The 24,392-nt window shown below is 70.8% G+C and carries 18 protein-coding genes; 10 read left to right on the forward strand and 8 right to left on the reverse strand.

Annotated elements, in window-relative coordinates; translation table 11 throughout:
- Window positions 1-246: 246 nt before the first annotated feature.
- The 3 genes from TN53_RS06790 to TN53_RS06800 form a co-directional block, all read right to left on the reverse strand.
- Complete coding sequence (locus TN53_RS06790; protein WP_046257472.1) at window positions 247-1,611, reverse strand: phosphomannomutase/phosphoglucomutase; 1,365 nt, start codon at window positions 1,609-1,611, stop codon at window positions 247-249.
- Window positions 1,612-1,713: 102 nt separating this feature from the next.
- Window positions 1,714-3,330, reverse strand: coding sequence for an L-lactate permease (locus TN53_RS06795; protein ID WP_046257473.1), 1,617 nt, complete (start codon window positions 3,328-3,330; stop codon window positions 1,714-1,716).
- 171 nt (window positions 3,331-3,501) lie between these two features.
- Window positions 3,502-3,921, reverse strand: a complete 420-nt coding sequence (locus tag TN53_RS06800; protein ID WP_095046354.1) for a DUF3499 domain-containing protein — start codon at window positions 3,919-3,921, stop codon at window positions 3,502-3,504.
- 294 nt (window positions 3,922-4,215) lie between these two features.
- Between TN53_RS06800 and TN53_RS06805 the strand changes: the two genes are divergently transcribed.
- Window positions 4,216-4,659 (forward strand): metallopeptidase family protein, encoded by a 444-nt coding sequence (locus tag TN53_RS06805; RefSeq protein ID WP_095046355.1) that lies wholly within the window; start codon window positions 4,216-4,218, stop codon window positions 4,657-4,659.
- A 4-nt stretch (window positions 4,660-4,663) separates the two neighbouring features.
- Here the strand turns inward: TN53_RS06805 and TN53_RS06810 are convergent, their stop codons facing one another.
- From TN53_RS06810 to TN53_RS06820, 3 genes are all read right to left on the reverse strand, one after another.
- Window positions 4,664-6,154 (reverse strand): DUF5719 family protein, encoded by a 1,491-nt coding sequence (locus TN53_RS06810; RefSeq protein WP_046257476.1) that lies wholly within the window; start codon window positions 6,152-6,154, stop codon window positions 4,664-4,666.
- Window positions 6,151-9,783 carry a glycosyltransferase family 2 protein gene (locus tag TN53_RS06815; protein WP_095046338.1) on the reverse strand — a complete coding sequence of 1,211 codons (3,633 nt, stop codon included), beginning with the start codon at window positions 9,781-9,783 and terminating at the stop codon, window positions 6,151-6,153. The genes TN53_RS06810 and TN53_RS06815 overlap by 4 nt, the downstream gene beginning before the upstream one ends.
- Before the next feature lie 180 nt (window positions 9,784-9,963).
- Complete coding sequence (locus TN53_RS06820; protein ID WP_003990679.1) at window positions 9,964-10,227, reverse strand: WhiB family transcriptional regulator; 264 nt, start codon at window positions 10,225-10,227, stop codon at window positions 9,964-9,966.
- Window positions 10,228-10,821: 594 nt separating this feature from the next.
- Between TN53_RS06820 and TN53_RS06825 the strand changes: the two genes are divergently transcribed.
- From TN53_RS06825 to TN53_RS06840, 4 genes are all read left to right on the forward strand, one after another.
- The gene (locus TN53_RS06825; protein ID WP_046257478.1) at window positions 10,822-11,334 is read left to right on the forward strand and encodes a cysteine dioxygenase; all 513 of its coding nucleotides are present in this window, start codon (window positions 10,822-10,824) and stop codon (window positions 11,332-11,334) included.
- 34 nt (window positions 11,335-11,368) lie between these two features.
- The gene (gene cofD / locus TN53_RS06830; RefSeq protein WP_046257479.1) at window positions 11,369-12,328 is read left to right on the forward strand and encodes a 2-phospho-L-lactate transferase; all 960 of its coding nucleotides are present in this window, start codon (window positions 11,369-11,371) and stop codon (window positions 12,326-12,328) included.
- On the forward strand, window positions 12,325-13,626 hold the full coding sequence (locus TN53_RS06835) for a coenzyme F420-0:L-glutamate ligase (protein ID WP_046257480.1): 1,302 nt from the start codon (window positions 12,325-12,327) through the stop codon (window positions 13,624-13,626). Before cofD ends, TN53_RS06835 begins: the two co-directional genes overlap by 4 nt.
- Window positions 13,627-13,708: 82 nt before the next feature.
- A complete protein-coding gene (locus TN53_RS06840; protein WP_095046340.1) occupies window positions 13,709-14,713 on the forward strand; it encodes a DNA-3-methyladenine glycosylase family protein in 1,005 nt (334 codons plus the stop codon).
- Between the two features lie 39 nt (window positions 14,714-14,752).
- On the opposite strand, the gene TN53_RS06845 is transcribed toward TN53_RS06840, so the two are convergent.
- Together TN53_RS06845 and TN53_RS06850 are read right to left on the reverse strand one after the other, a co-directional pair.
- Window positions 14,753-15,835 (reverse strand): sugar phosphate nucleotidyltransferase, encoded by a 1,083-nt coding sequence (locus TN53_RS06845; RefSeq protein ID WP_046257482.1) that lies wholly within the window; start codon window positions 15,833-15,835, stop codon window positions 14,753-14,755.
- Between the two features lie 154 nt (window positions 15,836-15,989).
- Complete coding sequence (locus TN53_RS06850; RefSeq protein WP_095046356.1) at window positions 15,990-17,327, reverse strand: peptidoglycan recognition protein; 1,338 nt, start codon at window positions 17,325-17,327, stop codon at window positions 15,990-15,992.
- A gap of 128 nt (window positions 17,328-17,455) precedes the next feature.
- Between TN53_RS06850 and TN53_RS06855 the strand changes: the two genes are divergently transcribed.
- The 5 genes from TN53_RS06855 (at window position 17,456) to TN53_RS06875 (ending at window position 24,191) form a co-directional block, all read left to right on the forward strand.
- Complete coding sequence (locus TN53_RS06855; protein WP_046257484.1) at window positions 17,456-18,211, forward strand: TIGR03089 family protein; 756 nt, start codon at window positions 17,456-17,458, stop codon at window positions 18,209-18,211.
- A gap of 186 nt (window positions 18,212-18,397) precedes the next feature.
- Window positions 18,398-19,699: an LCP family protein gene (locus TN53_RS06860; RefSeq protein ID WP_046257609.1), complete on the forward strand. Its 1,302-nt coding sequence runs from the start codon at window positions 18,398-18,400 to the stop codon at window positions 19,697-19,699.
- A 231-nt stretch (window positions 19,700-19,930) separates the two neighbouring features.
- Window positions 19,931-21,679: an LCP family protein gene (locus TN53_RS06865; protein ID WP_095046341.1), complete on the forward strand. Its 1,749-nt coding sequence runs from the start codon at window positions 19,931-19,933 to the stop codon at window positions 21,677-21,679.
- A 273-nt stretch (window positions 21,680-21,952) separates the two neighbouring features.
- The gene (locus TN53_RS06870; RefSeq protein WP_052745148.1) at window positions 21,953-22,330 is read left to right on the forward strand and encodes a hypothetical protein; all 378 of its coding nucleotides are present in this window, start codon (window positions 21,953-21,955) and stop codon (window positions 22,328-22,330) included.
- Between the two features lie 226 nt (window positions 22,331-22,556).
- Window positions 22,557-24,191 (forward strand): LCP family protein, encoded by a 1,635-nt coding sequence (locus TN53_RS06875; RefSeq protein WP_095046357.1) that lies wholly within the window; start codon window positions 22,557-22,559, stop codon window positions 24,189-24,191.
- The last annotated feature ends 201 nt before the right edge of the window (window positions 24,192-24,392 follow it).

Here is a 24,392-nt window from a genome sequence, read left to right on the forward strand (position 1 = left end):
GTTGGGGACAGGGTGGGTGGGTGTGGCCGCCGGAGGGTTTTCGCCCCCGCCGCCCTTACCCATTCCCATCCCCAGGGGCTGCGGCCCCTTCGACCACGCTCCCAGGGGGCTCCGCCCCCTGGACCCCCGTCGGCCCGAAAGGCCTCGTCCTCAAGCGCCGGACGGGCTGGAAGACGCGGGTGGGTGGGGGCGGGACGGCACGTTCTCGTCCTCACGCGCCTGACGGGCTGGAAGACGCGCGTTCCGTCAAGCTCGGATGATCGCCAGTACCTCGTCCCGGATCTTCGCCATCGTCGTCTCGTCCCGTGCCTCCGCGTTGAGGCGCAGCAGGGGCTCTGTGTTGGACGGGCGGACGTTGAACCACCAGTCGCCGGCGCTGACCGTGAGGCCGTCGAGCTCGTCCAGGGTGGTGCCTTCCTGGGACTCGTAGGCGGCGCGGATCGCTGCCAGGCGGCCGGTCTGGTCGGCGACGGTGGAGTTGATCTCGCCGGAGCCGGTGTAGCGGTCGTACTCGGCCACGAGGGCGGACAAGGCTCCCTGCTGACCGCCGAGGGCGGCGAGGACGTGGAGGGCGGCGAGCATGCCGGTGTCGGCGTTCCAGAAGTCCTTGAAGTAGTAGTGGGCGGAGTGCTCGCCGCCGAAGATCGCGCCGGACTTCGCCATCTCGGCCTTGATGAAGGAGTGGCCCACGCGCGTGCGTACCGGCGTGCCGCCGTGCTCCTCGACGACCTCGGGCACCGACCAGGAGGTGATCAGGTTGTGGATGATCACGCCGCTGCCACCGTTCCTGGCGAGCTCGCGCGCGGCGACCAGGGCGGTGATCGCGGATGGGGAGACCGGGTCGCCGTTCTCGTCGACGACGAAGCAGCGGTCGGCGTCGCCGTCGAAGGCGATGCCCAGGTCGGCGGACTCCTCGCGCACCCTCTTCTGCAGGTCCACGATGTTCGCCGGGTCGAGGGGGTTGGCCTCGTGGTTGGGGAACGTGCCGTCCAGTTCGAAGTACATCGGGACGAGCGTCAGGGGCAGGCCCGCGAAGACCGTGGGGACCGTGTGACCGCCCATGCCGTTGCCCGCGTCCACGACGACCTTGAGGGGGCGGATGGAGGTCAGGTCGACCAGGCCCCGCAGGTGGGCGGCGTAGTCCTCCAGCGTGTCGCGCCGGCTGATCGTGCCCTGGGTCGCCGCCGGGGCCGGGGCGCCCGAGTCGATCCAGCCCTCGGCCAGTTCGCGGATCTCGGTGAGACCCGTGTCCTGGCCGACCGGGGCGGCGCCCGCGCGGCACATCTTGATGCCGTTGTACTGGGCCGGATTGTGCGAGGCCGTGAACATCGCGCCCGGCAGGTTCAGCGCGCCCGAGGCGTAGTACAGCTGGTCGGTGGAGCACAGGCCGATCTCGGTGACGTCGACGCCCTGCGCGGCCGCCCCGCGCGCGAAGGCACGCGACAGGCCGGGGGACGAGGGCCGCATGTCGTGCCCGACCACGATCGCGCTCGCTGCGGTCACCCGGACGAAGGCGACCCCGAAGAGCTCGGCCAGCGTCTCGTCCCACTGGTCGGGAACGACACCGCGCACGTCGTACGCCTTCACGAGCTGTGACAGATCAGCAGCCACGGCCTAACCCTTCTCAAAGTCCTGTCGGTCGCCCCAAACTACCCGCCCCCACCGACAGCGGTGCCGTACGTCCCCAGAGTGGAACCTGGACGTAACCTCAGGTCAGGGCAGCATCCACCCCAGGACCGGCGAGCTCTGCCCGACCACGATGAGACACATCACCAGCAGCAGCCCCAGGCTCCAGGGCAGCACCTTGCGCAACAGGTCCCCCTCGCGGCCGGCGAGACCGACGGCGGCACAGGCGATGGTGAGGTTCTGCGGGGAGATCATCTTGCCGAGGACACCACCCGAGCTGTTCGCGGCGGCCAGGAGCTCCGGCGACAGCCCCGACTCGCGGGCCGCGGTCACCTGGAGCGCTCCGAACAGTGCGTTGGCCGAGGTGTCGGAGCCGGAGACGGCCACGCCGAACCAGCCCAGCACCGGAGAGAGGAAGGCGAGTCCGGCGCCCGCCGCCGCCACGAAGTGGCCGATGGTGGCCGCCTGTCCGGAGAGGTTCATGACGTACGCCAGTGCCAGCACCGAGGTGACGGTCAGGATCGCGAACCGCAACTCGTGGACGGTGGCGAGCCATTCCTTGACCGCCACGCGCGCGTGCACGCCGAGGACGACCGCCGTGCACAGCCCGGCGAGCAGCACGAGCGTGCCGCCGGTGGCCACGATCGGCCAGGTGAACACGTTGCCGCCGACCGGGTCGCCGTCGGGGTCCACGACGTTCAGGAAGGGCCAGTCGTAGGTCTGGGTCGCCTTCGCCAGCCAGTCCTTGACGACGGGGATCTGCGCGAAGGAGAAGATCACGACGATCAGGGCGTACGGGGCGTAGGCGCGCACGACTTCGGCGCGCGGGTCGGCCTCGTCGAGTTCCTCGCTGCGGGTGCCGGTCAGCACGGACGCGCGTACGGACTCGGTGGCGGGCACGCGTGCGCGTGGGACGGCGACGAGGGCGGCCGCGCCCAGCAAGGCGGCGCCGATGTCGGCGAGCTGGGCGGAGACGTAGTTGGAGGCGACGAACTGGCCGACGGCGAAGGCGGTTCCGCAGGCCAGGGCGGGCACCCAGGTCTCCCTGAGCCCGCGCCGTCCGTCGACGAGGAAGACCAGCACGAGCGGCACCACGAGGGCCAGCAGCGGGGTTTGGCGCCCCACCACGGACGCGACCGTGTCCAGGGGCAGTTCCGTCACCTGGGCGAGCGTCACGACCGGTGTGCCCATCGCGCCGAAGGCGACCGGCGCGGTGTTGGCGACCAGCGCGACGACCGCCGCGCGCACCGGGTCGAAGCCGAGTGCGACGAGCATGACCGAGCAGATCGCGACGGGCGCCCCGAAGCCGGCGAGAGCTTCCAGGAGGGCGCCGAAGCAGAAGGCGACGACGAGGGCCTGGATGCGGGGGTCGTCGGAGAGCCGCCCGAAGGAGCGGCGCAGGATGTCGAAGTGCCGGGTGCGGACCGTCATCCGGTACACCCACAGGGCGTTGACGACGATCCACAGGATGGGGAAGAGGCCGAAGACGACTCCCTGGGCGCCGCTGGAGAGCGTCTGCCCCAGTGGCATTCCGTACGCGAGCCAGGCGACCAGAACGGCCGCCAGAAGGCCGGTGAGGCCCGCGAGATGGGCTTTGAGGCGGACGCCGCCGAGCAGGACGAGGACGATCACCAGTGGCAGCGTGGCGACGAGGGCGGACAGGCCCAGTGAGTCGGCGACGGGTTCCAGTTCCTGGACGTACACGGGCGCCTCCCCGATTCCGATTCCGTCATGCGGAAAGCGATTTCTCGTTTCGGCTTCCGGAATGGTCGTGTCCGCGCCAAGCGGTCGTCAATGGTCGTGCGTCACTGAGCGGAACGTGCACCGAACGCACACAAGAAAGGGGGCAGTTGGGCGAGCCCGGGGGGAACCGGCTCAGTTGTCGGGCGAGCGCAGCACCCGCAGATGGCCGCGGCGGGCGACCTCCATCGGGTCCGCCGCACGTCCTCCGCCGGCCCGGGCGGCGCGTTCCTGCGGACGAGCCGCCTCGCGGACCGCGTTGGCAAGCGCTTCCAGGTCGTCGCCGCTGGGGCGGGCGGGGGCCGAACTGTCGAGGAGCCGGACGACCTCCCAGCCGCGCGGGGCGGTGAGGCGCTCGGAGTGCTCGGCGCACAGGTCGTAGCAGTGGGGTTCCGCGTAGGTGGCGAGCGGGCCGAGGACCGCGGTCGAGTCGGCGTAGACGTACGTCAGCGTCGCGACGGCGGGGCGGCCGCAAGCGGTGCGCGAACAGCGACGTACAGGGCTCACGACGTTGGACGGTACCGCACTCCTGAGCGGGCCGCGACGACTCTCCACCAGGTCGCCCCACCGTGTCGTGGTGTGAAACGCCCCACAGGCCTCTCCGGTCACACCGTCCTGACCTGCATAGACACCGCTTTCTAAGATTTCGGACAGTGTGCGGTCCGATCACCAGTCGGTACAAACAAGGTCAATTGCCTTGAGATCACCGGTCTCGGAGAGATACGGAATCGAGCCCAACCTTGGCCGGAATGGTCATCCTGCGACATGCCGTACGAGGCGGCCGAAGACCGCACGGGCACCGCGTGGGCCCGGGCACCCGGTCCCGCCGGGGACTACGCTTCACCAGTGATGGACAACCCCGTAACGCCCCGTGCCGCCGCTCCCGGGCCCCGCCGACGTGATCGCCACGGCAGGGGCATGCGCGGCCCGATCGCGCCGCCCCAGGTACCGCTCGCGGCAAGCCGTGCCGAGGCGTTCGCGGACCTGGTGCAGGACTCCGTGGAGCGCCTGGAACGACGGTGGCCGCAGCTCGCCGACATCGACTTCCTCGTGCTGGAAGTGCCCCGGCCGGAGGGCGAGACCTGGAACGACGAGGCGGTCCCCCTCGGCGGCACGATTCCCGCGCGCGAGGGGCGCCCCGGGCGCGTGGTGGTGTACCGGCGCCCCGTGGAGATCCGCACCAAGGGCCGCGACGAACGCGCGGCCCTGGTGCACGAGATCGTCGTCGAGCAGGTCGCCGAGCTGCTGGGGCTCACACCCGAGACCGTCGACCCGCGCTACGGCGAGGACTGACCGGCTACTTCTGCAGCACCGACAGGTCCTGATCGGCCTGCGGCACCTCGACCATGCCCCGGTCGTCCGGCAGTGTCTGCACCGTGAAGCCCGGGACGCCCTCCTGCGTGGCCACCAGGGTCCGCGCCGCGTAGACCGGGCCGCCCGACACCGGCTCGACCGTCAGCGCGTACGTGCCCTTCAGACCGCTCGGGACCGGCAGTTCGACGTCCTGCGTGGTGCCGCCCTTGATCGTGTACGTCTTCGAGGCCGCCTTGCCACCGCCGCTGCCCGCCGACGCGGTCACCTTGACCTGCGCGCCGCGGCCGGGGGCCACGAGGGACAGCGTCGTGCCCTTGGCGCTGTTGTCGACGACCGTCGCGCGCGTGCCCACCGCGTGCGTGGCGGGGATGAAAGCGGTCTCCTTCTCTTCGCCCTTGCCGCGGGTGACCCGAACCGCCGCGACGACCGGCACGGACTGGTCGGTCGGCGTCAACACCAGCGAACCGGCCTCCCCGCGCATGACGTCGCCCAGGTCGACCGCGGTCGTCATGCCCGCCTTGACGTGCAGCGTCTCGCTCCCGGCCGGTGTGATCAGTCCGGACGGCGAGGCGAGCTTCACGTTCAGGTCGGCGTCGGCGTCATCCGGCGTGAAGACGACCAGGCGTACGTCGGTGGCGTCCTTGGGGATGCCCGGCAGCACGAGGCTGCCCGCCGGGTCCGTGGACGCCGCCAGCCAGTCGCCGCCGATCTTGTCGTCGAGGGCCTGTACGGCGGCCCCGACCCGCCCGCTGCGGACGTTGACGTGCACCGTCAGGTTGGTCTGCTTGTCGCTGACGAGCGTGGACAGCAGGATCGGCTCGCTGGAGTGCGGCGGGACGGTGATGTCCTCACCGGCCGGGGCCTCCAGAGCACCGTCCTTGCCGTACAGCTCGATGTCGACGACGGCCGCCGAGTCGTCGGGGTTGGTCAGGTGGACGTAGTCGGTGCGGGCCGCGTCGGTGCTCGCGCCGGGGAACCAGAACTCCGTGTCGGCCGCGGTGCAGTTGACGCCCTGCAGGCCGCGTCCGGTGCCGGCGGCGACCTCGGTGGTCTCCTGCACGGTCCAACCGGGCGCGAACTGCCCCTCGGCGGTACCGATGAGCGCCGGGGAGTCACCGCCGGAGGTGTCGCCCGTGACCGGGCTGCCGGGCTCCTTCGGGGTGAGGACCGGCTTGTCGGCCTTCTTCTTTCCGGACTTCTTCCCGTCCTTCGACTCCTGCGCGGCGGAGACGAGTTCGGCCTTGCCGTCGCTCCCCGCGCCCTTGGTGACGGGCGTGAAGGACGTGTACGACGTCTCGGCGAGGTCGGAGATGCTCGGACTCGGGCACAGCAGGCTCGTGCGCTCCACGGGCAGCTCGGTGGCGGTCGTGGCGGTGTCCGTGCCGGACGCGTCGGGCGTGGTGAGCGTGGCGAACCCGGTGACGGCGGCGAGGGCGGTCGCACAGGCGAACAGGGACACGGTGCTGCGGTTCACTGCTGGCTCCCGTCGGGGTGCTCGCCGCCGTGCTGCTGCGGCTGCGCCGGGTCGTACGTCGCGTCGTAACCCTGGTCGTACGGCTGCCCGTACTGGTCGTACGACGGCTGCTGCGCCTGTCCGCCGTACGCGTACGGGTCGTACTGGCCGCCCTGGTAGGGGTCCGCGTAGTTCTGCTGGTCGTAGCCCGCCGGGTACTGCTGGGCGGCCTGGTACTGGTCACCGCCGTAGGCGTTGTACTCAGCGCCCGCGTAATTCGCCTGGTCCCACTCTCCGTAAGCCTGCTGCTGCGGAACCGGTACCGGGGTCTCCTCCGAAGGAGGAGACAGGGACTCGTCGTCCGGGGCCGTCTCCTCGGCCTCGGCCTGGGCGCGCAGGCGGCGGGCGCGGCGGCCCTCGCCCTCCGTCGCCTGGGCGGGGATCGCCCGCTCCTCCTCGGGGAGGTCGTCGTCGATGTCACGGCGCCGGCCCGGCAGGGCGAGCACCACGAGGACGACGGCGAGGGAGCCCTGCGCCCACAGCCAGGCGGTGTGGGTGATCGGGTCGTCGTAGACGACGTCCAGCCTGCCGCCGGAAGCCGGGAGTTCGAAGCCCTGGGCCCAGCCGTCGACCGTCCTGGCGGTCAGCGGCCTGCCGTCCAGGGTGGCCGTCCAGCCCTCGGCGGCGGTGTCGGCGAGGCGCAGGGTGCGGCCGTCGGCGCCGGCCGGGATCGTGGTGTGGATCTCGACGGGCCCCGCGGCGACGAGCGTCGGGGCGCCGGAGCCGCTGACGATGGTGGCGCGGGCGACATCCTGGTCGACGCGCCACAGCGCGCTGCCGTTCTGCTCGCTGAGCCGGGTCAGACCCGGGGTGGCGTCCAGGACGCGGGCGACCTCGCGCGGGGCACCCTTGTGGACCAGGACATAGCGCACGGCGAACTTGCCGAGCTGGTCGGACTGGTCGGCGCCGGAACCGGCGACGAGGTTGGCGACGACCTTGTCGAGGCGGCTGTTCTCGCCGTCGGCGGCGGTGAGTTCGGCATCGCCGAGACGGGCGCCGGAACCGCGGACCAGCATGTAGCCGACGTGGGCGGTGGAGTCGCTGTCCAGGACGAGGGTGCGGGCCCGGTCGCGGTTGTTGCTGTCCTCGGCGACGAACGCGGGCACCTGGACCGGGTCGCTTCGCTCCAGGGGGCCGTCGGCGCCGCGGAGCATCCAGCCGGCGGCGACGAGCAGGGGGCCCGCGGCGGCGGCGAAGGCGATCAGCGCGGCGACCGGCTGGCGCCAGCCGAAGCTCTGTTCGGCGACACGCGCGCGTGCGCCGTCGGCGCCGAGCACGGCGGCCGCCAGCAGGGCGAGACCGTAGACCAGGGTGGCCGGGCCCGCCCAGGTCGAGCCGTTGGACAGGACCGCGAAGACGAGGCCCACCAGGGCGACGACCCAGGCCGTCCAGATTCCGAACTGACGCTCCGAGCGCAGCAGGGCGGCCAGCGCGGCCAGCACGACGCCGATGAGCATCAGCCCGCTGACCGTGCCGGGGCCGCCGGGGCTGGCGCCGAGCAGGTCGAGGGCGGAGGCGGCCGAGGAGCCGTACGCGAGGCCGGCCTGGTCGAAGAACCCGAACGGGAGCAGCGTCAGCGACCAGGGCGCGAGGATCAGCAGGGGCGTGCCGAGCTGGGCCAGGAAGCGCAGGCCGTAGGCGGTGATGTCGGCGCGGCGCACGGCCAGGACACCGAGTCCGAGGAGCAGCGCGAGGGGCCAGATGATCGGCGTGAACGCGGTGGTGACCGTCAACAGCAGGGCGTAGGCCCAGGTGGCGCGCCAGCTGCCGCGCGCGTCCGAGGTGTTCGCGAGGCCGGATGCCGCGATGCCCGCGCGGGCGATGAGCGGCAGCAGGATCGCGAGGACGGCGGTGCCGAGGCGACCGCCGGCCAGCGCACCGGTGGCGGCAGGCAGGAAGGCGTAGACGACGGCCGCCCACGCGCGCAGGAGCCGCGACTCGACGAGCGGGCGGGAGGCGAAGTAGGCGGTGACGCCGGCCAGGGGCACCGAGCAGACGAGGAGGACCGTGATGGCGAGGCCCGTCGACCCGAACAGCAGGGACGCGAGCATCGCGACGAACGCCAGGTACGGCGGCGCCGACGTGGTTCCTCCGGCGCCGACCGCGTGCCAGGCGTCGAGGTAGCGCGACCACAGCTCGCCGGAGTCGGCCGGGGCGGGCAGCAGGGCGCCGCCCGCGAGCGCGCCGCCGCCGAGGAGTTCACGGCAGGCGGCCAGCGAGACGAGCAGCAGCACCAGGAAGAGCACCGGTCCCGGCTTGCGGGCGATGCGCTTGACGCGGGCGAACTGCTCGATCTCCAGGAAGTCGGCGTCGTCGCCGCCGGGTCCGGACTCGACCGCGCCGCCGTGCCGTCCCGCGCCGGAGGTGGCTTCGGGGTCGGAGCTGCCGAACAGGTCGCCGGCGACCTGTTCGAAGGTGGCCCGCACGGTCGCGCCGGGTGGCGGGAACAGCGGCCGCATCTCACCCTTGTCGACCACCGGGGTGCCGCGCCTGCGGCGGCCGGCGATGATCCGCTCGGGCCGCAGCAGTGTGCCGAGCAGGCCACGGATCTCGTCGAGGGCCTGTCCGGGGACCTTGCCGACGAGGTTGGCGACCGTCCGCAGCACCGTGCCGACGACGAGTCGCAGCAGGACCCAGGGCAGCACGGCCGTACGGCTGTTGACGAGCAGGGTGTAGGCGGCGCCCGCCTTGTCGACCTTGTGCGGGGAGGCCGCGGTGCGGCCCACGCAGTCGACGGCGCGGCGCTCGCGGGAGGCCGCCTCCGCGTGGCGTACGACCGCCTCGGGGGCGACGAGGACGCGGTGGCCGGCCGCCGTGGCACGCCAGCACAGGTCGACGTCGTCGCGCATCAGGGGCAGGCGTCGGTCGAAGCCGCCGAGCTGGTCGAAGACGTCCCGGCGCACGAGCATGCCGGCGGTGGAGACGGACAGCACGGGCCGGACGTGGTCGTGCTGGCCCTGGTCCTGTTCGCGGCGGTCCAGGCCGGTCCAGCGGCGCCCGGAGTGGGCGATGGTGACGCCGACCTCGAGCAGCTGCCGCTTGTCGTACCAGCCGCGGAGCTTGGGGCCCACGACGGCGACGTCGTCCCGGCCGAGCTCCAGCTCGTTCTCCACGACCCTCAGCAGCTGGGCCAGGGCGTCGGGTTCGGGGGCGCAGTCGTCGTGCAGCAGCCACAGCCACTGCACCGGCTCTCCGTGCGGGAGCTCGGGCAGGTCGTAGGCGTCGTCGCGCCACGTGCGCGTGACGGGGTCCCAGCCGCTGGGCCGCTTCAGGTACGGCAGCTCCTCGGGGGTGAGGAGGGGCGCGCTGCGGTTGGCCTCCTCGACGGCCTGGCCGAAGCCGGTGCGGCGGGCGAGGTGCAGCACGTGGTCCGGTCCGAGGGCCTCGGTGACCAGCTGCGCGGAGTCGTCCGCGCTGCCGGTGTCGGCGGCCATGGCGAACTGGACGGGGCGCTCCTGGCCGAGCAGCCCGGCGAGCGCGTCGGGCAGCCAGCGGGCGCCGTCGTGGGAGACGAGGACCGCGGTCACCACATGACGCGGAAACTCGGGAGTGGCAGCGTCGTGAGCTGCCGTGTGGCTGTGCACGGACATCGAGGTACGGGCCCCGGTTCGGTGGACTGCGGTGGACGCCTGTGCCCCCAGGGGGCAGCGGGGCGTCTCGGACGAGCGCCCACACTATCGGCTGGGCATGAGGACGGCCCGCCGCCTGTGGACAACCCACCTGCGACGGGCCGTAAGTCCCGTATGTGCGTGCGATGTGGAGCCGGTCGGTCAGACGGCTGCCTTCTTCAGGCGGCGACGCTCCCGCTCGGAGAGGCCGCCCCAGATGCCGAACCGCTCGTCGTTGGCGAGGGCGTACTCGAGGCACTCGGAGCGGACTTCACAGGACAGGCAGACCTTCTTGGCCTCACGGGTGGAGCCACCCTTCTCGGGGAAGAAGGACTCGGGGTCGGTCTGGGCGCACAGCGCGCGCTCCTGCCAGCCGAGTTCCTCGTCCGCGTCGTCGACCAGCAGTTGCTGCACCAGCTCGGTCATGTGCGCCCCTCGTCTGTCTTTCGCGTCCCCGTGATGTAGCCGTTACCGATGTCGGCTGAACGACACGAGTGAAATTACAAGTGTGCTGCTCCGGGCGAGTCAAGCCGAGATCTGCTATTGGGCCCCTTATTCACTCTGCGGAACCAAGGCCTAGCGGAAAGTGTTCAAATCGCCATAAACCTTGACAAGCAGATAGGGCCCGGGGGGACTTCCGACCCGCGCAGGACCTGTACGGAGAAGGACGCCCAGAACTTCGATCCCGTTCCGTGCGCCCGGTTGTGCGCCATGTGTCCCGGTAGACGTGTGAACAAACCTTTCACCTCACAGATGGACCGGATGAGGTGAAACATGTCCCACATGTCGGTGTCGAGTTGACAGTGCCGGGTGTGAGCCGCTGTCCTTGTGGGCATGCTCGCGAACTCGGCACTCACCTCGACCCGCACCTCCGGGTCCCACGGTGCTGCCCGCGCGCGCTGTAGCTGTTGCTGTCCCAGCTGTTGAGCGACACCCGCTCCAGCTGAAGGCCGAGTCGCCCCGCGACTCGGCTCTTCTGTTCCCCTCTGACCTTCTTTCACTGAGGAACCAGCGCATCCCATGAACAGCGACAACGACCTCCAGATCGCGGGCGACATCCTCGAGGTGCCGCACCTGCTCCAGGCTCCGCGCGAGCACCCGGCCACCGTCGCCGAGTTCGTCGGCCTGGCCCGCTCCATCGCCGCCGACCGCTCGCAGTGGGAGCACCTCGTCGAGTACGACGCGACGAGCCGCTGGTACCACCGGCTGCGCACCGGTCCGGGCTACGAGGTGTGGCTGCTGTCCTGGGTGCCCGGTCAGGGCAGCGGACTGCACGACCACGGCCTCTCCTCCGGTGTGCTGACCGTCCTGGACGGCGAGCTGACCGAGCGGACGGAGCGCGGCACGCGCGCGTTGCGGGCGGGCTCGCAGCGGGTCTTCGCGCCGGGTTATGTGCACGAGGTCGTCAACGACGCGCTGGAGCCGGCGGTCAGCCTGCACGTCTACTACCCCGGCCTGACGGAGATGCCGATGCACACGGCATGCACCGCGGCCCCCGCGACGTACGACGAGGTGGACGTCGTAACCGCCTGACGCGTTGTCGTACCCGCCTGCAAGACTTGCTCCCATGCGCATTGTGGTTCTGGCAGGCGGCATCGGTGGTGCCCGGTTCCTGCGCGGTCTGAAGCAGGCCGTGCCGGACGCCGACATCACGGTCATCGGCAACACCGGGGACGACATCCACCTCTTCGGGCTGAAGGTCTGCCCGGACCTCGACACGGTGATGTACACGCTCGGCGGCGGCATCAACGAGGAGCAGGGCTGGGGCCGGGCCGAGGAGACCTTCCATCTCAAGGAGGAGCTCGCGGCGTACGGCGTGGGGCCGGAGTGGTTCGGACTGGGCGACCGGGACTTCGCCACGCACATCGTGCGGACGCAGATGACCGGCGCCGGGTTTCCGCTCAGTGCGGTCACCGAGGCGCTCTGCGACCGCTGGCAGCCCGGCGTGCGGCTGATCCCGATGTCCGACGACCGTGTGGAGACGCACGTGGCCGTCGAGGTGGACGGCGAGCGCAAGGCGATCCACTTCCAGGAGTACTGGGTGCGGCTGCGGGCCTCGGTCCCGGCGGAGGCGATCGTGCCGGTGGGTGCGGAGCAGGCCAAGCCCGCGCCGGGCGTCCTGGAGGCCATCGCCGAGGCGGACGTCATCCTCTTCCCGCCGTCCAACCCCGTCGTCTCGATCGGCACGATCCTCGCCGTGCCCGGCATCCGTGAGGCGATCGCCGAGGCCGGGGTGCCGGTGGTCGGTCTCTCCCCCATCGTCGGGGACGCACCCGTGCGCGGGATGGCCGACAAGGTGCTCGCCGCGGTGGGCGTGGAGTCGACGGCCGCGGCGGTGGCCGAGCACTACGGCTCGGGGCTGCTGGACGGCTGGCTCGTCGACACCGTGGACGCGGGCTCCGTGGAGCGGATCGAGACGGCGGGCATCCGCTGCAGGGCCGTACCGCTGATGATGACGGACCTCGACACGACCACCGAGATGGCCCGCGAGGCACTCGCGCTGGCGGAGGAGGTACGCGCGTCGTGACCACGGACGGTTTCCGCGCCTGGGCCGTGCCCGGCCTCCCCGAGATAGCTCCCGGCGACGACCTCGCCAAGCTGATCGCCGCCGCCGAGCCCGGCCTCGCCGACGGGGACGTCCTCCTCGTCACCTCGAAGATCGTCTCCAAGGCGGAGGGCCGGGTCGTCGAGGCGGCCGACCGGGAGGCGGCGATCGACGCCGAGACGGTCCGGGTGGTGGCCAGACGCGGCGCCCTGCGGATCGTCGAGAACCGGCAGGGACTGATCATGGCGGCGGCCGGAGTCGACGCCTCCAACACTCCTGCCGGCACGGTCCTCTTGCTGCCCGAGGATCCGGACGCTGCCGCCCGCGCGATCCGCGAGGGGCTGCGCGACCTGCTCGGCGTCCAGGTCGGGGTCGTCGTCACCGACACCTTCGGGCGGCCGTGGCGTGCGGGGCTCACGGATGTGGCGATCGGCGCGGCGGGTGTGCGGGTGCTCGACGATCTGCGTGGCGGCACGGACGCGTACGGCAATCCGCTCAGCGCGACCGTCGTCGCCACGGCCGATGAACTCGCCGCGGCCGGCGACCTGGTGAAGGGCAAGGCCGCCGGCCTGCCCGTCGCGGTCGTGCGGGGGCTGGCGCATGTGGTGGCCGAGGAGCACGGAGAGGGGGCGGGTGCCATGGTGCGCGGCGCGCGCGACGACATGTTCCGGCTGGGCACCTCCGAGGCGATCCGGCAGGCGGTGACCCAGCGCCGCACGGTGCGGGCCTTCACGGACGAGCCGGTCGACCCCGGCGCGGTGCGCCGCGCGGTCGCCGCGGCCGTGACGGCTCCGGCGCCGCACCACACGACGCCGTGGCGTTTCGTGCTGCTGGAGTCCGCGGAGTCGCGGACCCGGCTGCTGGACGCGATGCGGGACGCCTGGATCGGGGATCTGCGGCGGGACCGCAAGAGCGAGGAGTCGATCGCCAAGCGGGTCAAGCGCGGGGATGTGCTGCGGAACGCGCCGTACCTGGTCGTGCCGTGTCTGGTGATGGACGGGTCGCACGACTACGGCGATCCGCGGCGGGACGGCGCCGAGCGGGAGATGTTCGTCGTCGCGACCGGGGCCGGGGTGCAGAACTTCCTCGTCGCGCTGGCCGGGGAGCGGCTGGGGTCGGCGTGGGTGTCCTCGACGATGTTCTGCCGTGACGTGGTGCGCGAGGTGCTCGGGCTGCCTCGGGACTGGGATCCGATGGGGGCGGTGGCGGTCGGGCATCCAGCGGAGGAGCCGAGGCCGCGTCCGGACCGGGATGCGGGGATGTTCATCGAGGTGCGGTGAGGGCGGCACACCTACCTCTACGCTCGATGGGACCCTCGTAGGACTCTCGCAGGCCCTCTCCATCTCTCCCGGGACTTCATTCGTGGCTGGACGGTTCACTCCACGGCCCACGCGTACGACCGTGCGCGGCGGGCATGTCGCCGTGCCCGGGGGTGTGCCGCGGCCGGTGGCGGCGCCGGGGCGGGTGCGGACGTGGGTGCCCGAGGGGCCGCTCGATCTGGGGCTGGTGCTCGGGCCGTTGCGGCGGGGGCCTGCCGATCCGACGTTTCGGGCGATGCCGGACGGGTCGGTGTGGCGGGCCAGTCTCACGCCCGCCGGGCCGGGGACGCTGCGGGTCGCCGCGGCCGGTGGTCAGGTGCGCGGGGAGGCGTGGGGGCCGGGGGCTCAGTGGCTGCTCGACGGGTTGCCGTCGTTGCTCGGGGCGGCCGACGATCCGTCCGCGTTCGCGCCCCGGCACCGGTTGGTGGCTTCGGCGCAGCATCGGCGGCCGGGGCTGCGGCTGACGCGGACGGGGCTGGTGCTGGAGTCGCTGATCCCGTCGATCCTCGAGCAGAAGGTGACGACCGACGAGGCGTATCGGGCCTGGCGGTCGCTGGTGCGCAAGTACGGCGAGCCGGCACCGGGGCCCGCGGCCGACGGCCGGCTGTTCGTGATGCCCTCTCCCCGGACATGGGCGTTGATTCCGTCCTGGGAGTGGCATCGGGCCGGGGTCGACAACAAGCGGGCGTCGACGATTCTGCGGGCGGTCCGGGTCGCCGCCCGGCTGGAGCAGGCGATGGCGATGGATCCGGCCGAGGCGCAGGCCCGGTTGGAGGTCGTGCCGGGGATCGGGCCGTGGACGTCAGCGGAGGTTGTGCAGCGCAGCCACGGCGCGGCGGACGCGGTGACCGTGGGGGATCTGCATCTGCCGGGGATCGTCGGGTGGGCGTTGGCCGGGGACCGGGATGCGGACGACTCCGTGATGCTGTCGTTGCTGGAGCCTTATGCGGGGCAGCGGCATCGGGCGGCGCGGTTGATCCTGTTGAGCGGGCGGACGCCGGCGCGGCGGGCTCCGCGAATGCCGCGGGGGGACATCGGGCGCCTGTGAAGCCGGCGGAGGGCGCGGACCCGCGCCCTCCACCACCCGCTACTGGTCCGAGGAGAAGCGCACCGCGCCCGCCGGGATCCGCGCGTCGCACCACACCCGGGCACCCTCGCGCAGTTCGTTGTCGGCGCCGACCACCGCGCCGTCGCCGATGACCGTGCCGGTCAGGACCGAGCGCTCGCCCACGCGTGCCCTGGTGCCGATCAGGGAGTCCGTGATGACGGCGCCCGGTTCGATGACGGCGCCGGGGAGGATCGTGCTGCCGAAGACGCGGGCGCCCTCGGCCACGAAGGCGCCCTCGCCGACCACGGTGCCGCCCGTCAGTTTGGCGTCGGCGGCCACCCGTGCCGTGGGGAGGACGAGGCGGTCGCCGCAGCGGCCGGGGACCGCCGGGGAGGGGGCGCGGCCGAGGACGAGGTCCGCCGAGCCGCGTACGAAGGCGGCGGGGGTGCCGAGGTCCAGCCAGTACGTCGAGTCGACCATGCCCTGGAGGTGGGCTCCCGCCGCGAGGAGGTCGGGGAACGTCTCGCGTTCCACCGAGACCGGGCGGCCCGCCGGGATCGTGTCGATCAGGGAGCGCCGGAAGACGTACGCGCCCGCGTTGATCTGGTCGGTGACGATCTCCTCGGGGGTCTGCGGCTTCTCCAGGAAGGCCAGCACCCGGCCCGACGGGTCGGTCGGGACCAGGCCGTACGCCCTGGGGTCCGTCACCTTCGTCAGATGGAGGGAGACATCCGCGTTCGTCGACTCGTGGGTGGCCACCAGCGCCCTGATGTCGAGGCCCGTCAGGATGTCGCCGTTGAAGATCAGGACCGGGTCGTCCGGTGCGGAGTGCAGACGGGACGCCACGTTGCGGATCGCGCCGCCGGTGCCCAGCGGCTCGTCCTCCGTCACGTACTCGATGTGGAGGCCGAGTGCCGAGCCGTCGCCGAAGTACGGCTCGAAGACCTCCGCCAGATAGGACGTGGCGAGGACGATGTGGTCCACGCCCGCCGCTCTCGCTCTCGCCAGCTGGTGTGTGAGGAAGGGGACCCCGGCCGCGCGCACCATGGGCTTCGGCGTGTGCACGGTGAGCGGGCGCAGCCTCGTGCCCTTGCCGCCGACCAGGAGGATCGCTTCTGTCACCTGTAGTCTCCGCTTCCTGCCGGTGACCGGCCGAACTGTCTTTCGACCGGTCAGTGTATGCAGACCGTTGTGCGGCGCTTTCGGCGGCAGTGCGGTACTCCGCCCCATGCCCCCGATGGCGGTGGAGATGACTGAACGCGGTCCCCCGGTTCCCCTAACGCCCCTGGTAGTCGGCCGCGCTCGAACGGGCCGAGCCGAGCTTGCGGTAGAGCTCCTTGCCGGGGCACTCGGTGGAGAAGCCGTCCCGGTGGCCGGAGATCACGTTCAGGCGTACCTTCTTCCCTTTTCGGTAGAGATTTCCACCACCCGACTTCAGGTATGTCTTTCCGCTCGGATTCGCGCCGAAGAGACCGAGCTTCCACGCCGTGAGCCGGGCGATCGCCGTCACGGCGGCGGCTTTGGGGCGGGTGGAGCCGAAGCTGCCGAGGACGGCGATCCCCATGCTGTTGGTGTTGAAACCGAGCGTGTGGGCGCCCAGGACCGGCTTCGCCACTCCCCCGGCGCGACCCTCGTAGATCTTTCCGCACTTGTCGACGAGGAAGTTGTAGCCGATGTCACGCCATCCCATGCTCTGGACGTGGTAGCGGTAGATACCGCGAATGACGGAGGGCGCCTGCGAACACTTGTAGCTGTTCCCGGTGGCGGTGTGGTGGACGAAGGCGGCCTTGACCTTCTTCGTGTAGACGAAGGTCCTCTCGCGCAGGCTCTCGTTCGCGCCCCAGCCGCGCCGGGTGACGATACGTGGGCGCGGGCCGATGTACGGCTTGACCCGCTGGCGCTCCGTCAGTTCGCCGTCCCGCAGGGGGAACAGTTCCCGTTCGGTCCGCGCACGGTCGAGGGCGGGGATCTCCAGGGCGCCGAGGGGCGCGAGGCCGGCGTTGGCGGCGGAGGCGGTGACGGACTCGGTGCCGAGCGAGCCGGCGCGCGCGCCGCCCACCGGCGGGCCCTCGGGAGCCGCCGCCTCCCCGGGGTCCACGAGTTCCAGACGCAGCCCCGACGGCAGGACGCCGGGCGAGGCGGCACGCTGCTCGGCGCCCGCACGCACGCGTACCTCGACGCCGTCCGAGTCCCCCACCCACAGCGGCGCCGTCGCCCCGCGCACCCGGCCCGAGGTCCGCTCGGCCGTGCCGGGGTCGGCGCCGTCGTCGCCGTAGTGCGTCTCGACGTCCTGCCAGCCGGACCAGGTGCCGGACGTGACGGCCCGCGTGCGGACCTGGACGCTGCCGTGCAGTGCGGTGTCCGGGTTGTCCCAGACGACACCGACCATCGAGAAGCGCCGCACATCGCGGGCCGGCAGGCCCTGTTCGGCGGTGGGGCCGAGGGCTCGGTCGCGGCCCAGGGGGGCGAGGGGCAGGGACTGGGTGCCGCCGGGGACGAACACTTCCGCGTTCGGCGCCGGGCGCGCGACGGTCGCGGCGGCGGGCGGGCCCGGCGGAAGGGCCAGAGCGGCCGCGCAGGTGACACCGATCGAGGAAGCAAGGAATCCACGCATGCCAACGATCGTGGACATACCCCAACATTTCCGCCATTCAGGAATTGACGGGCCGTGGGGCCCCGTTCCCCCGAACCGGCGACCCCGCCCCTCGTTGCGCGACGCCGCCCCCGCGTACGCTTGCGCGGGTGACCACCACCGACCGCACCCCTGCCGACCTGCTGCGTTCCGCGCTCGCCGCGGACGCCGGACGCCCCCTGGTGACCTTCTACGACGACGCCACCGGCGAACGCGTCGAACTGTCCGTGGCCACCTTCGCCAATTGGGTGTCCAAGACCGCCAATCTGCTCCAGGGCGAGCTGTCCGCGGAGCCCGGCGACCGGGTCGCGCTGCTGCTGCCCGCGCACTGGCAGACGGCGGTGTGGCTGCTGGCCTGCTCGTCGGTGGGCGTGGTCGCGGACGTGGCCGGCGACCCCAAGGCCGCCGACATCGTGGTGAGCGGCCCGGACACGCTGGACGCCGCCCGGGCCTGCTCCGGCTCGCGCATCGCTCTCGCGCTGCGCCCGCTGGGCGGCCGGTTCCCCCAGGCGCCGGACGGCTTCGCCGACTACGCCGTCGAGGTGCCGGGGCAGGGCGACCGCTTCGCGCCGTTCGCGCCGGTCGACCCCGAGGAGCCGGCGCTCATCGTGGCCGGGCGGGAGTTCAGCGGCGCCGAGGTCGTCGAGCGGGCGGCGGCGGAGGCCTCCGGCCTGGGGCTGACGGGGCCGGGGTCGCGGCTGCTCTCGGGGATGTCGTACGACACCTGGGAGGGGCTCGGCGCCGGGCTCTACGCCCCGCTGGCCACGGGTGGGTCCGTGGTGCTGTGCCGCCACCTGGAGCAACTGGGTGAGGAATCGTTGGTCCAGCGGATCGAGAGTGAGCGGGTGACGGCGACTGTGCGTTGAGCGGGGCGGTCGTTCGTCTGCGGGCACGTCGTGGCTGGTCGCGCAGTTCCCCGCGCCCATAAAGGGGCGCGCAACGCCCTCTCCCCCGTTCGGCCCCCCATGGCTCACCCCCCGCCTCCCATCCACGCCATGGTCGTAGGAGCAGCCGCAGTGGACGCTCGTACGCCATGAGGGGTGGATCCGGACGTGACCGACACCGCTGGTACGCCCTCGGCAGGCACCCTCGGTCCGGGAGCGGGGGCGTCCGCGACGGGGAACGGGCTGATACGACGGCGTCGGCGGCGGTGGCTGCGGTACGGGGCGGCCGGGGTGGCCGCCACCGTGCTGGGCGCCGTGGGGGCCGGGTGGGCGGTGTACGCGAAGCTGGACGGCAACATCACGCCGGACAACGCGGCGGCCGCGGAACTCGCCCGGTACGAGAAGGACCGGCCCACCGCGCTCGTCAAGGACGCGCAGAACATCCTGCTGATCGGGTCGGACTCGCGGTCCGGCGACGGGAACGCGCGGTACGGGCGGGACTCGGGGACCGAGCGGTCGGACACCACCATCCTGTTGCACCTCGCCGCCGGGCGGCGCAGCGCCACCGCCGTCTCCCTCCCCCGCGACCTGATGGTGCACGTGCCGGCCTGCCGGCAGCCGGACGGCAGCCGGACCGAGCCGATGTTCGCGATGTTCAACTCCGCGTTCCAGAAGGGTGGTTCGGCCTGCACCATCCGAACCGTCGAGAAACTCACGGGAGTTCGCATCGACCATCACGTGGTCGTCGACTTCCGCGGCTTCAAGGACATGGTCGACGCGATCGACGGCGTACGGATCTGTCTGGACGAGCCCATCCACGACAAGGCCGCCAAGCTGAATCTTCCGGCGGGCAGGGTGACACTCAGCGGCGAACAGGCCCTCGGGTACGTGCGCGCCCGCAAGTCGCTCGGCAACGGCAGCGACACCGACCGGATGGACCGCCAGCAGCGGTTCCTCGCGGCGCTCGTCAACAAGGTGCAGAGCAATGACGTCCTGCTGAACCCGGTGAAGCTCTATCCCTTGCTCGACGCGGCGACCTCGTCGCTCACCACCGACCCGGATCTGGCTAACTTGCGCGGTTTGTACGATCTCGTTCGCGGGTTGCGCGACATCCCCACCGAACGTGTGCAATTCCTGACCGTCCCCAGGGAGTCGTACGCCTACGACGCCAACCGCGACCAACTCGTACAGGCCGACGCCGAGAAGCTGTTCGAACGGCTGCGCAGGGATCAGCCGCTGGCGGTCGCCGGGGAAGTCCCACAGGATTCCGCGACCAAAAGCCCCAATTCGAGCGACGGTTCGCAAGAAGAAGCGGATCCCCAGGAGGAGTCGTACGACGACGACTACTCCGAGTACGGAGACCACTACGACGGCAAATCCGGCACGAAGCGGCCCGATGAGCCCGTCGCGGCCGCTTCGCCCGCACCCACGTTCCGCGGAAACACCGCCGCCGAGGACACCTGTAAGTAAAGCGATTGCCAAGGCGACGTACAGGTGTCCAAGGAAATGGGGCAGATTGACCAGTTGTAGGGACGTGGAATTTGTCACCGTCGTCGCTTGACGATGAACTGGCCGGATAGTGTGAGCGATCCTGCGCATCCGGCCATCAGGTCTTCCTGGGGTCGGGCACAGGGTGACCGAGACCCGAGCGCCTTTGAGGGGGAAGGCGCCGCGTGGCCCCGACGGAGGATTCAGACAACCGTGGACGCGCAAGGCCGTGGGCGGGCGGACGACATCGACCCCGCAGACCAGTGGGTGCTCAACCCGACCACTGGCGAATACGAACTGCGACTGACTCCTTCCGCACCGCAATCACCGGTGCCAGGACCTCGTAGATCCGCTCCCCGCTCCGGCGGCAGAGGAGGCTCTGCGGGCGGAGCCACGCGCAGCAGGTCGGCGGCCCCGGGCCGTACGGCACCCGCCGAGGCGCCCGGCCGTGACGTGCCGCCGCCTCGCAGACGCCGTGGCGCGCCCGAGGAGCCGCTGCCGGGCCGGCGCAACCGGCGGCCGGTCAAGAAGAAGTCGAAGGCCAAGAAGGCCGTCGTGTGGACCGGCGGCGTCATGGCGTTCGTCCTGATCGGCACGGCCGGTGCCGCCTATCTATACCTCAAGCACCTCGAGGGCAACGTCACTACCGAGGACGTCGGCAACGTGGCGGATGACGGCTTCAGCAAGGACGAGGCCTTCAACATCCTGATCATCGGCACCGACAAGCGGACCGGCGGGGGCAACGAGGGCTACGGCGACAAGGGGAGCGTCGGGCACGCCGACACCAACATCCTGCTGCACGTCTCCAAGGACCGTACGAACGCGACCGCGATGAGCATCCCGCGGGACCTGATCGTCAATGTGCCGGACTGTGACGGCAAGGACGGCGCGGTCATTCCGGGCACCCAGAACAAGCGCTTCAACACCAGCCTCGGCCAGTACGGCCGCAACCCCGGCTGCACCATGAAGACGGTCGAGGAGCTCACCGGCATCGACGTGAACCACTTCGCGATGGCCGACTTCAACGCGGTGAAGACGCTGACGAGCGCGGTGGGCGGTGTGGAGGTCTGTCTCGCCAAGAACGTCAACGACCCCGACTCGCATCTGAACCTGTCGGCCGGCAAGCACACCATCGAGGGCGAGGAAGCACTCGCCTTCGTCCGCACCCGGCACAGCTTCGGCAACCAGGGCGACCTGGACCGCATCAAGGTCCAGCAGCAGTTCATGAGTTCGCTGATGCGGAAGATGACCTCGGGCGACACCCTCACCAGCCCCACGAAGCTGATAAAGCTCGCCAACGCCGCCACCAAGGCGCTCACCGTCGACAAGGGCATCGGCAAGGCCAGCACGCTCAAGGACGTGGCGCTGGAGCTGAAGAAGGTGCCGATGAAGAACCTCACCTTCACCACGGTCCCGGTCAAGGACAACCCGGCCGAGGTGGTCAAGGCGACCGTCGTGCCCCTTGAGCCGAACGCCTCGCAGGTCTTCAACATGATCAAGAGTGACACCTCCTTCACCGCGGTCAAGGCCAAGGAGAAGAAGGAGAAGGCCGCCGTCGCCGCCCGGCTGAAGGGCACCAAGTCGGCCGCCGACGAGGTGCGGGTGCGCATCCTCAACGGCGGCGCCCCGGGCGGCAGCGCCCAGGAGGAGCTCACCTACCTCCAGACCGAGGCGGGGGTGACCAAGTCCGAGAACGCGGGCAACGCCGACGAGACGCAGACGAAGACGACCCTGGAGTACGCCCCCGACCAGGCCGACCAGGCCCGCCGGCTGGCCGCGATCATGGGGCTGTCCGGGTCGGCGCTGAAGCCGGGCGAGAGCGTCACCAACGCGCAGGGGCTGCCGACCATGACGCTGACGCTGGGCGAGGACTTCAAGGGCGCCGGGGTGAAGATGAACTCCTCGGCGGCGCCGGCGAACGTCGACAAGACCACGGCGAACGAGGTGAAGTGCGCTAGTTGAGAGACCGCGACCTCACGGGCCTGTCACACGTCGAACCGGACGCGTGACAGGCCCGTTCGGCTCCCCCGCCCAAGGTGAGGCGAAGGTCACAAATGACAGCCTTGATCACCTCGCCGAACCGTGAGCGAGTTAACTGATCGCGCATCAACCCTTTTGAACTCTTAGGAGGTTGCTTTGCGCGGCATGTTGCGCACGCGGATCACTTCGGCGGCTGGAGCAGTCACACTGCTGACGGCCGGACTGATAGGCCTTTCAGCCGGACAGGCTGACGCGATGTCCCGGGTCAACTACTGCGGCAGCTCTTACGGCTTCCTGAAGTCCTGGGCGATCAAGGACGGCTGGTACCCCAATCCCACCGTCGGCTACATCGACGTCTACTACAACAGCTCGAACGGGAACAACTGCGTCATCACCCGCGCGAACGACAGCGAGGTGGGCGGCGCCAACCACATCGTCGCCGGCCTCCGTAAGAGCGGTTCCAGCACCTGGAAGCTCGACGGGACCAATTCCAACTACACCTCCTACGCGGGCCCGTTGTACGTCTACGCCGCCGGCAGCTGCATCGACATCTACGGCGAGCTCAACTACACGAACGGCGGCACGGGGGCCGGCGCCGGCAGGACCGTCTACGAAGACGTGCACTGCGGCTGAGCCCCGATTCACCCGGGCGGGATGCGGCGGCCGCACAGGCCGACAGTCGACGTCGGGGGATTCGGAACGGCGGTGCTCAGGGCGCGCGGTGGGGGAAAGTCCTGCCCGGCCGCAGAATGATGAATCTTGAGTGCACCAAGCGGCTCTGTCTCCCGTCTGACTTGACGCGAGACAGAGCCATGTCAGGTGTGGGGCGGAGAGGGCGGGGCAGTTGCCGCAGAACGGTGTGCGGGGGCAGAGAAGAAGTACGTTTTCGGGCGTCGGACCCGCTCTAGGACGGGGTCCGACCGACAGCCCGTCCGAGGGCGGAGGCGGGACCGCAGGGCCGAAGGGCAGAGGCCAACACGGGAGACGGCGACCGCAACACGGTCATCGTGTACTCAGATGGTCCGCGACCACACTCGCAGTGCTGATACTGGGCACGGCGGGCGCCGGTTACCTGTATTACCAGCACCTCAACGGCAACATCGAGAAGGGCGAGCGCAGCAGCGGCGACTCCAAGGCGGACAAGTCCGCGCCGAACGCCGCCGGCCAGACCCCGCTGAACATTCTTCTCATCGGCTCCGACAGCCGCGCCTCCGACGAGAACGTGCAGCTCGGTGGAAGCAAGGACAACCGCGGCAACCCGCCACTGGGCGACGTGCAGATGCTCATCCACCTGTCCGCGGATCGCAGAAGTGCCGCGGTGGTGAGCATCCCGCGGGACACCCGCGTCGACATTCCCAAATGCACGGACCCGAAGACGGGCGCCACATACCCGGCGACCAACGACATCATCAACACGTCGCTGGCCCGCGGTGGGGCCGGCTGCACCCTGGCCACCTGGCAGAACCTCACAGGCGTCTACATCGACCACTGGATGACGATCGACTTCGCGGGCGTGGTGAGCATGGCGGACGCCATCGGCGGCGTCGAGGTCTGTGTGAAGCAGAACGTGTGGGACCGCCCGATGCCCGGCGTGCCCGGAGGTTCCGGCTTGAAGATGACGGCCGGCCGGAAGGACGTCAAGGGCAAGCAGGCGCTGCAGTGGCTGCGCACACGCCACGCCTTCTACAGCGATCTGGGCCGCGCCAAGGCCCAGCACATGTACATGAACTCGATGATCCGTACGCTGAAGAAGCAGAACGTATTCACGGACACCGGGCGGCTGATGAAGCTGGCCGAGGCTGCCACGAACTCGCTGACCGTCTCCGAGGAGGTCGGCAGCGTCAAGAAGCTGTACGACCTGGGCATGCAGCTCAAATCGGTGCCAACGGACCGGATCACCATGACGACTCTGCCGACCGTCGAGGACGACCAGAATCGGAACCATCTGGTGCCGGACGGTGCTGGGGCCGAGAAGATGTGGCAGATGCTCCGCGACGACGTGCCTTTCGACGACAAGAGCACCCCCTCGGAGAAGAAGAAATCGGACGAGGAGAAGGTCTCGAAGGACCCGGCGGCAGCCGACGATCAGATCGGTGTCCTGGTACGGAACGCGACGAGGTCCACCACACTCGGTGCGGTCTCCGGGCGGGCGGGGACGATCAGCGGGGTACTCGTGCAGAAGGGCTTCACCCGGGCCTCGGCCGACACCTCGGCGGCGCTCACCGAGGACCGGACCGTGGTGAAGTTCCCGAGCGCGGACCTGGAGGGCGACGCCCAGCGGGTCGCCAAGTCACTGGGAGTTCCGCTGAGTTCGGTGAAAAGATCGCCTGACGTCTCCGGTGTCACCGTCGTTGTGGGCGCCGACTGGCGCTCGGGTACGACCTATCCGAAGCAGTCCCCTCCGAAGGCCGGGGACCTTCCGAGCAACGCTGACGAGATGAACGGGGCGGACAGCGGTCAGTGCATGGACGTGTACAAGCGGTACCGCTGGTGAACCGTCGGCGGGGAGCAGCGGCCCGTCAAGCGCGCGGCGGATGCGATCACGGACACCCGGAACAAGCCATTCCATGATCAGCAACGCCATGGGCTGCAACTGACCGCCGTCTCCTGCCCCAGATCACTCACACCGCTCTCCACAGGCGCCGTTGTAGCCGGCCGCATGGCCCGGGTTTACCGCAGACGCAGCGTCATCGAC

The organism is Streptomyces sp. WM6386 (genome assembly GCF_000972385.1).
In the GTDB taxonomy this organism is placed as follows: domain Bacteria; phylum Actinomycetota; class Actinomycetes; order Streptomycetales; family Streptomycetaceae; genus Streptomyces.

Coding starts and splice junctions, on each gene's coding strand:
- cofD (WP_046257479.1), top strand. CDS start 11,369: ATGCGCATTGTGGTTCTGGCAGGCGGCATCGGTGGTGCCCGGTTCCTG.
- TN53_RS06820 (WP_003990679.1), bottom strand. CDS start 10,227: ATGACCGAGCTGGTGCAGCAACTGCTGGTCGACGACGCGGACGAGGAA.
- TN53_RS06850 (WP_095046356.1), bottom strand. CDS start 17,327: ATGCGTGGATTCCTTGCTTCCTCGATCGGTGTCACCTGCGCGGCCGCT.
- TN53_RS06870 (WP_052745148.1), top strand. CDS start 21,953: ATGTCCCGGGTCAACTACTGCGGCAGCTCTTACGGCTTCCTGAAGTCC.
- TN53_RS06815 (WP_095046338.1), bottom strand. CDS start 9,783: ATGTCCGTGCACAGCCACACGGCAGCTCACGACGCTGCCACTCCCGAG.
- TN53_RS06805 (WP_095046355.1), top strand. CDS start 4,216: ATGGACAACCCCGTAACGCCCCGTGCCGCCGCTCCCGGGCCCCGCCGA.
- TN53_RS06825 (WP_046257478.1), top strand. CDS start 10,822: ATGAACAGCGACAACGACCTCCAGATCGCGGGCGACATCCTCGAGGTG.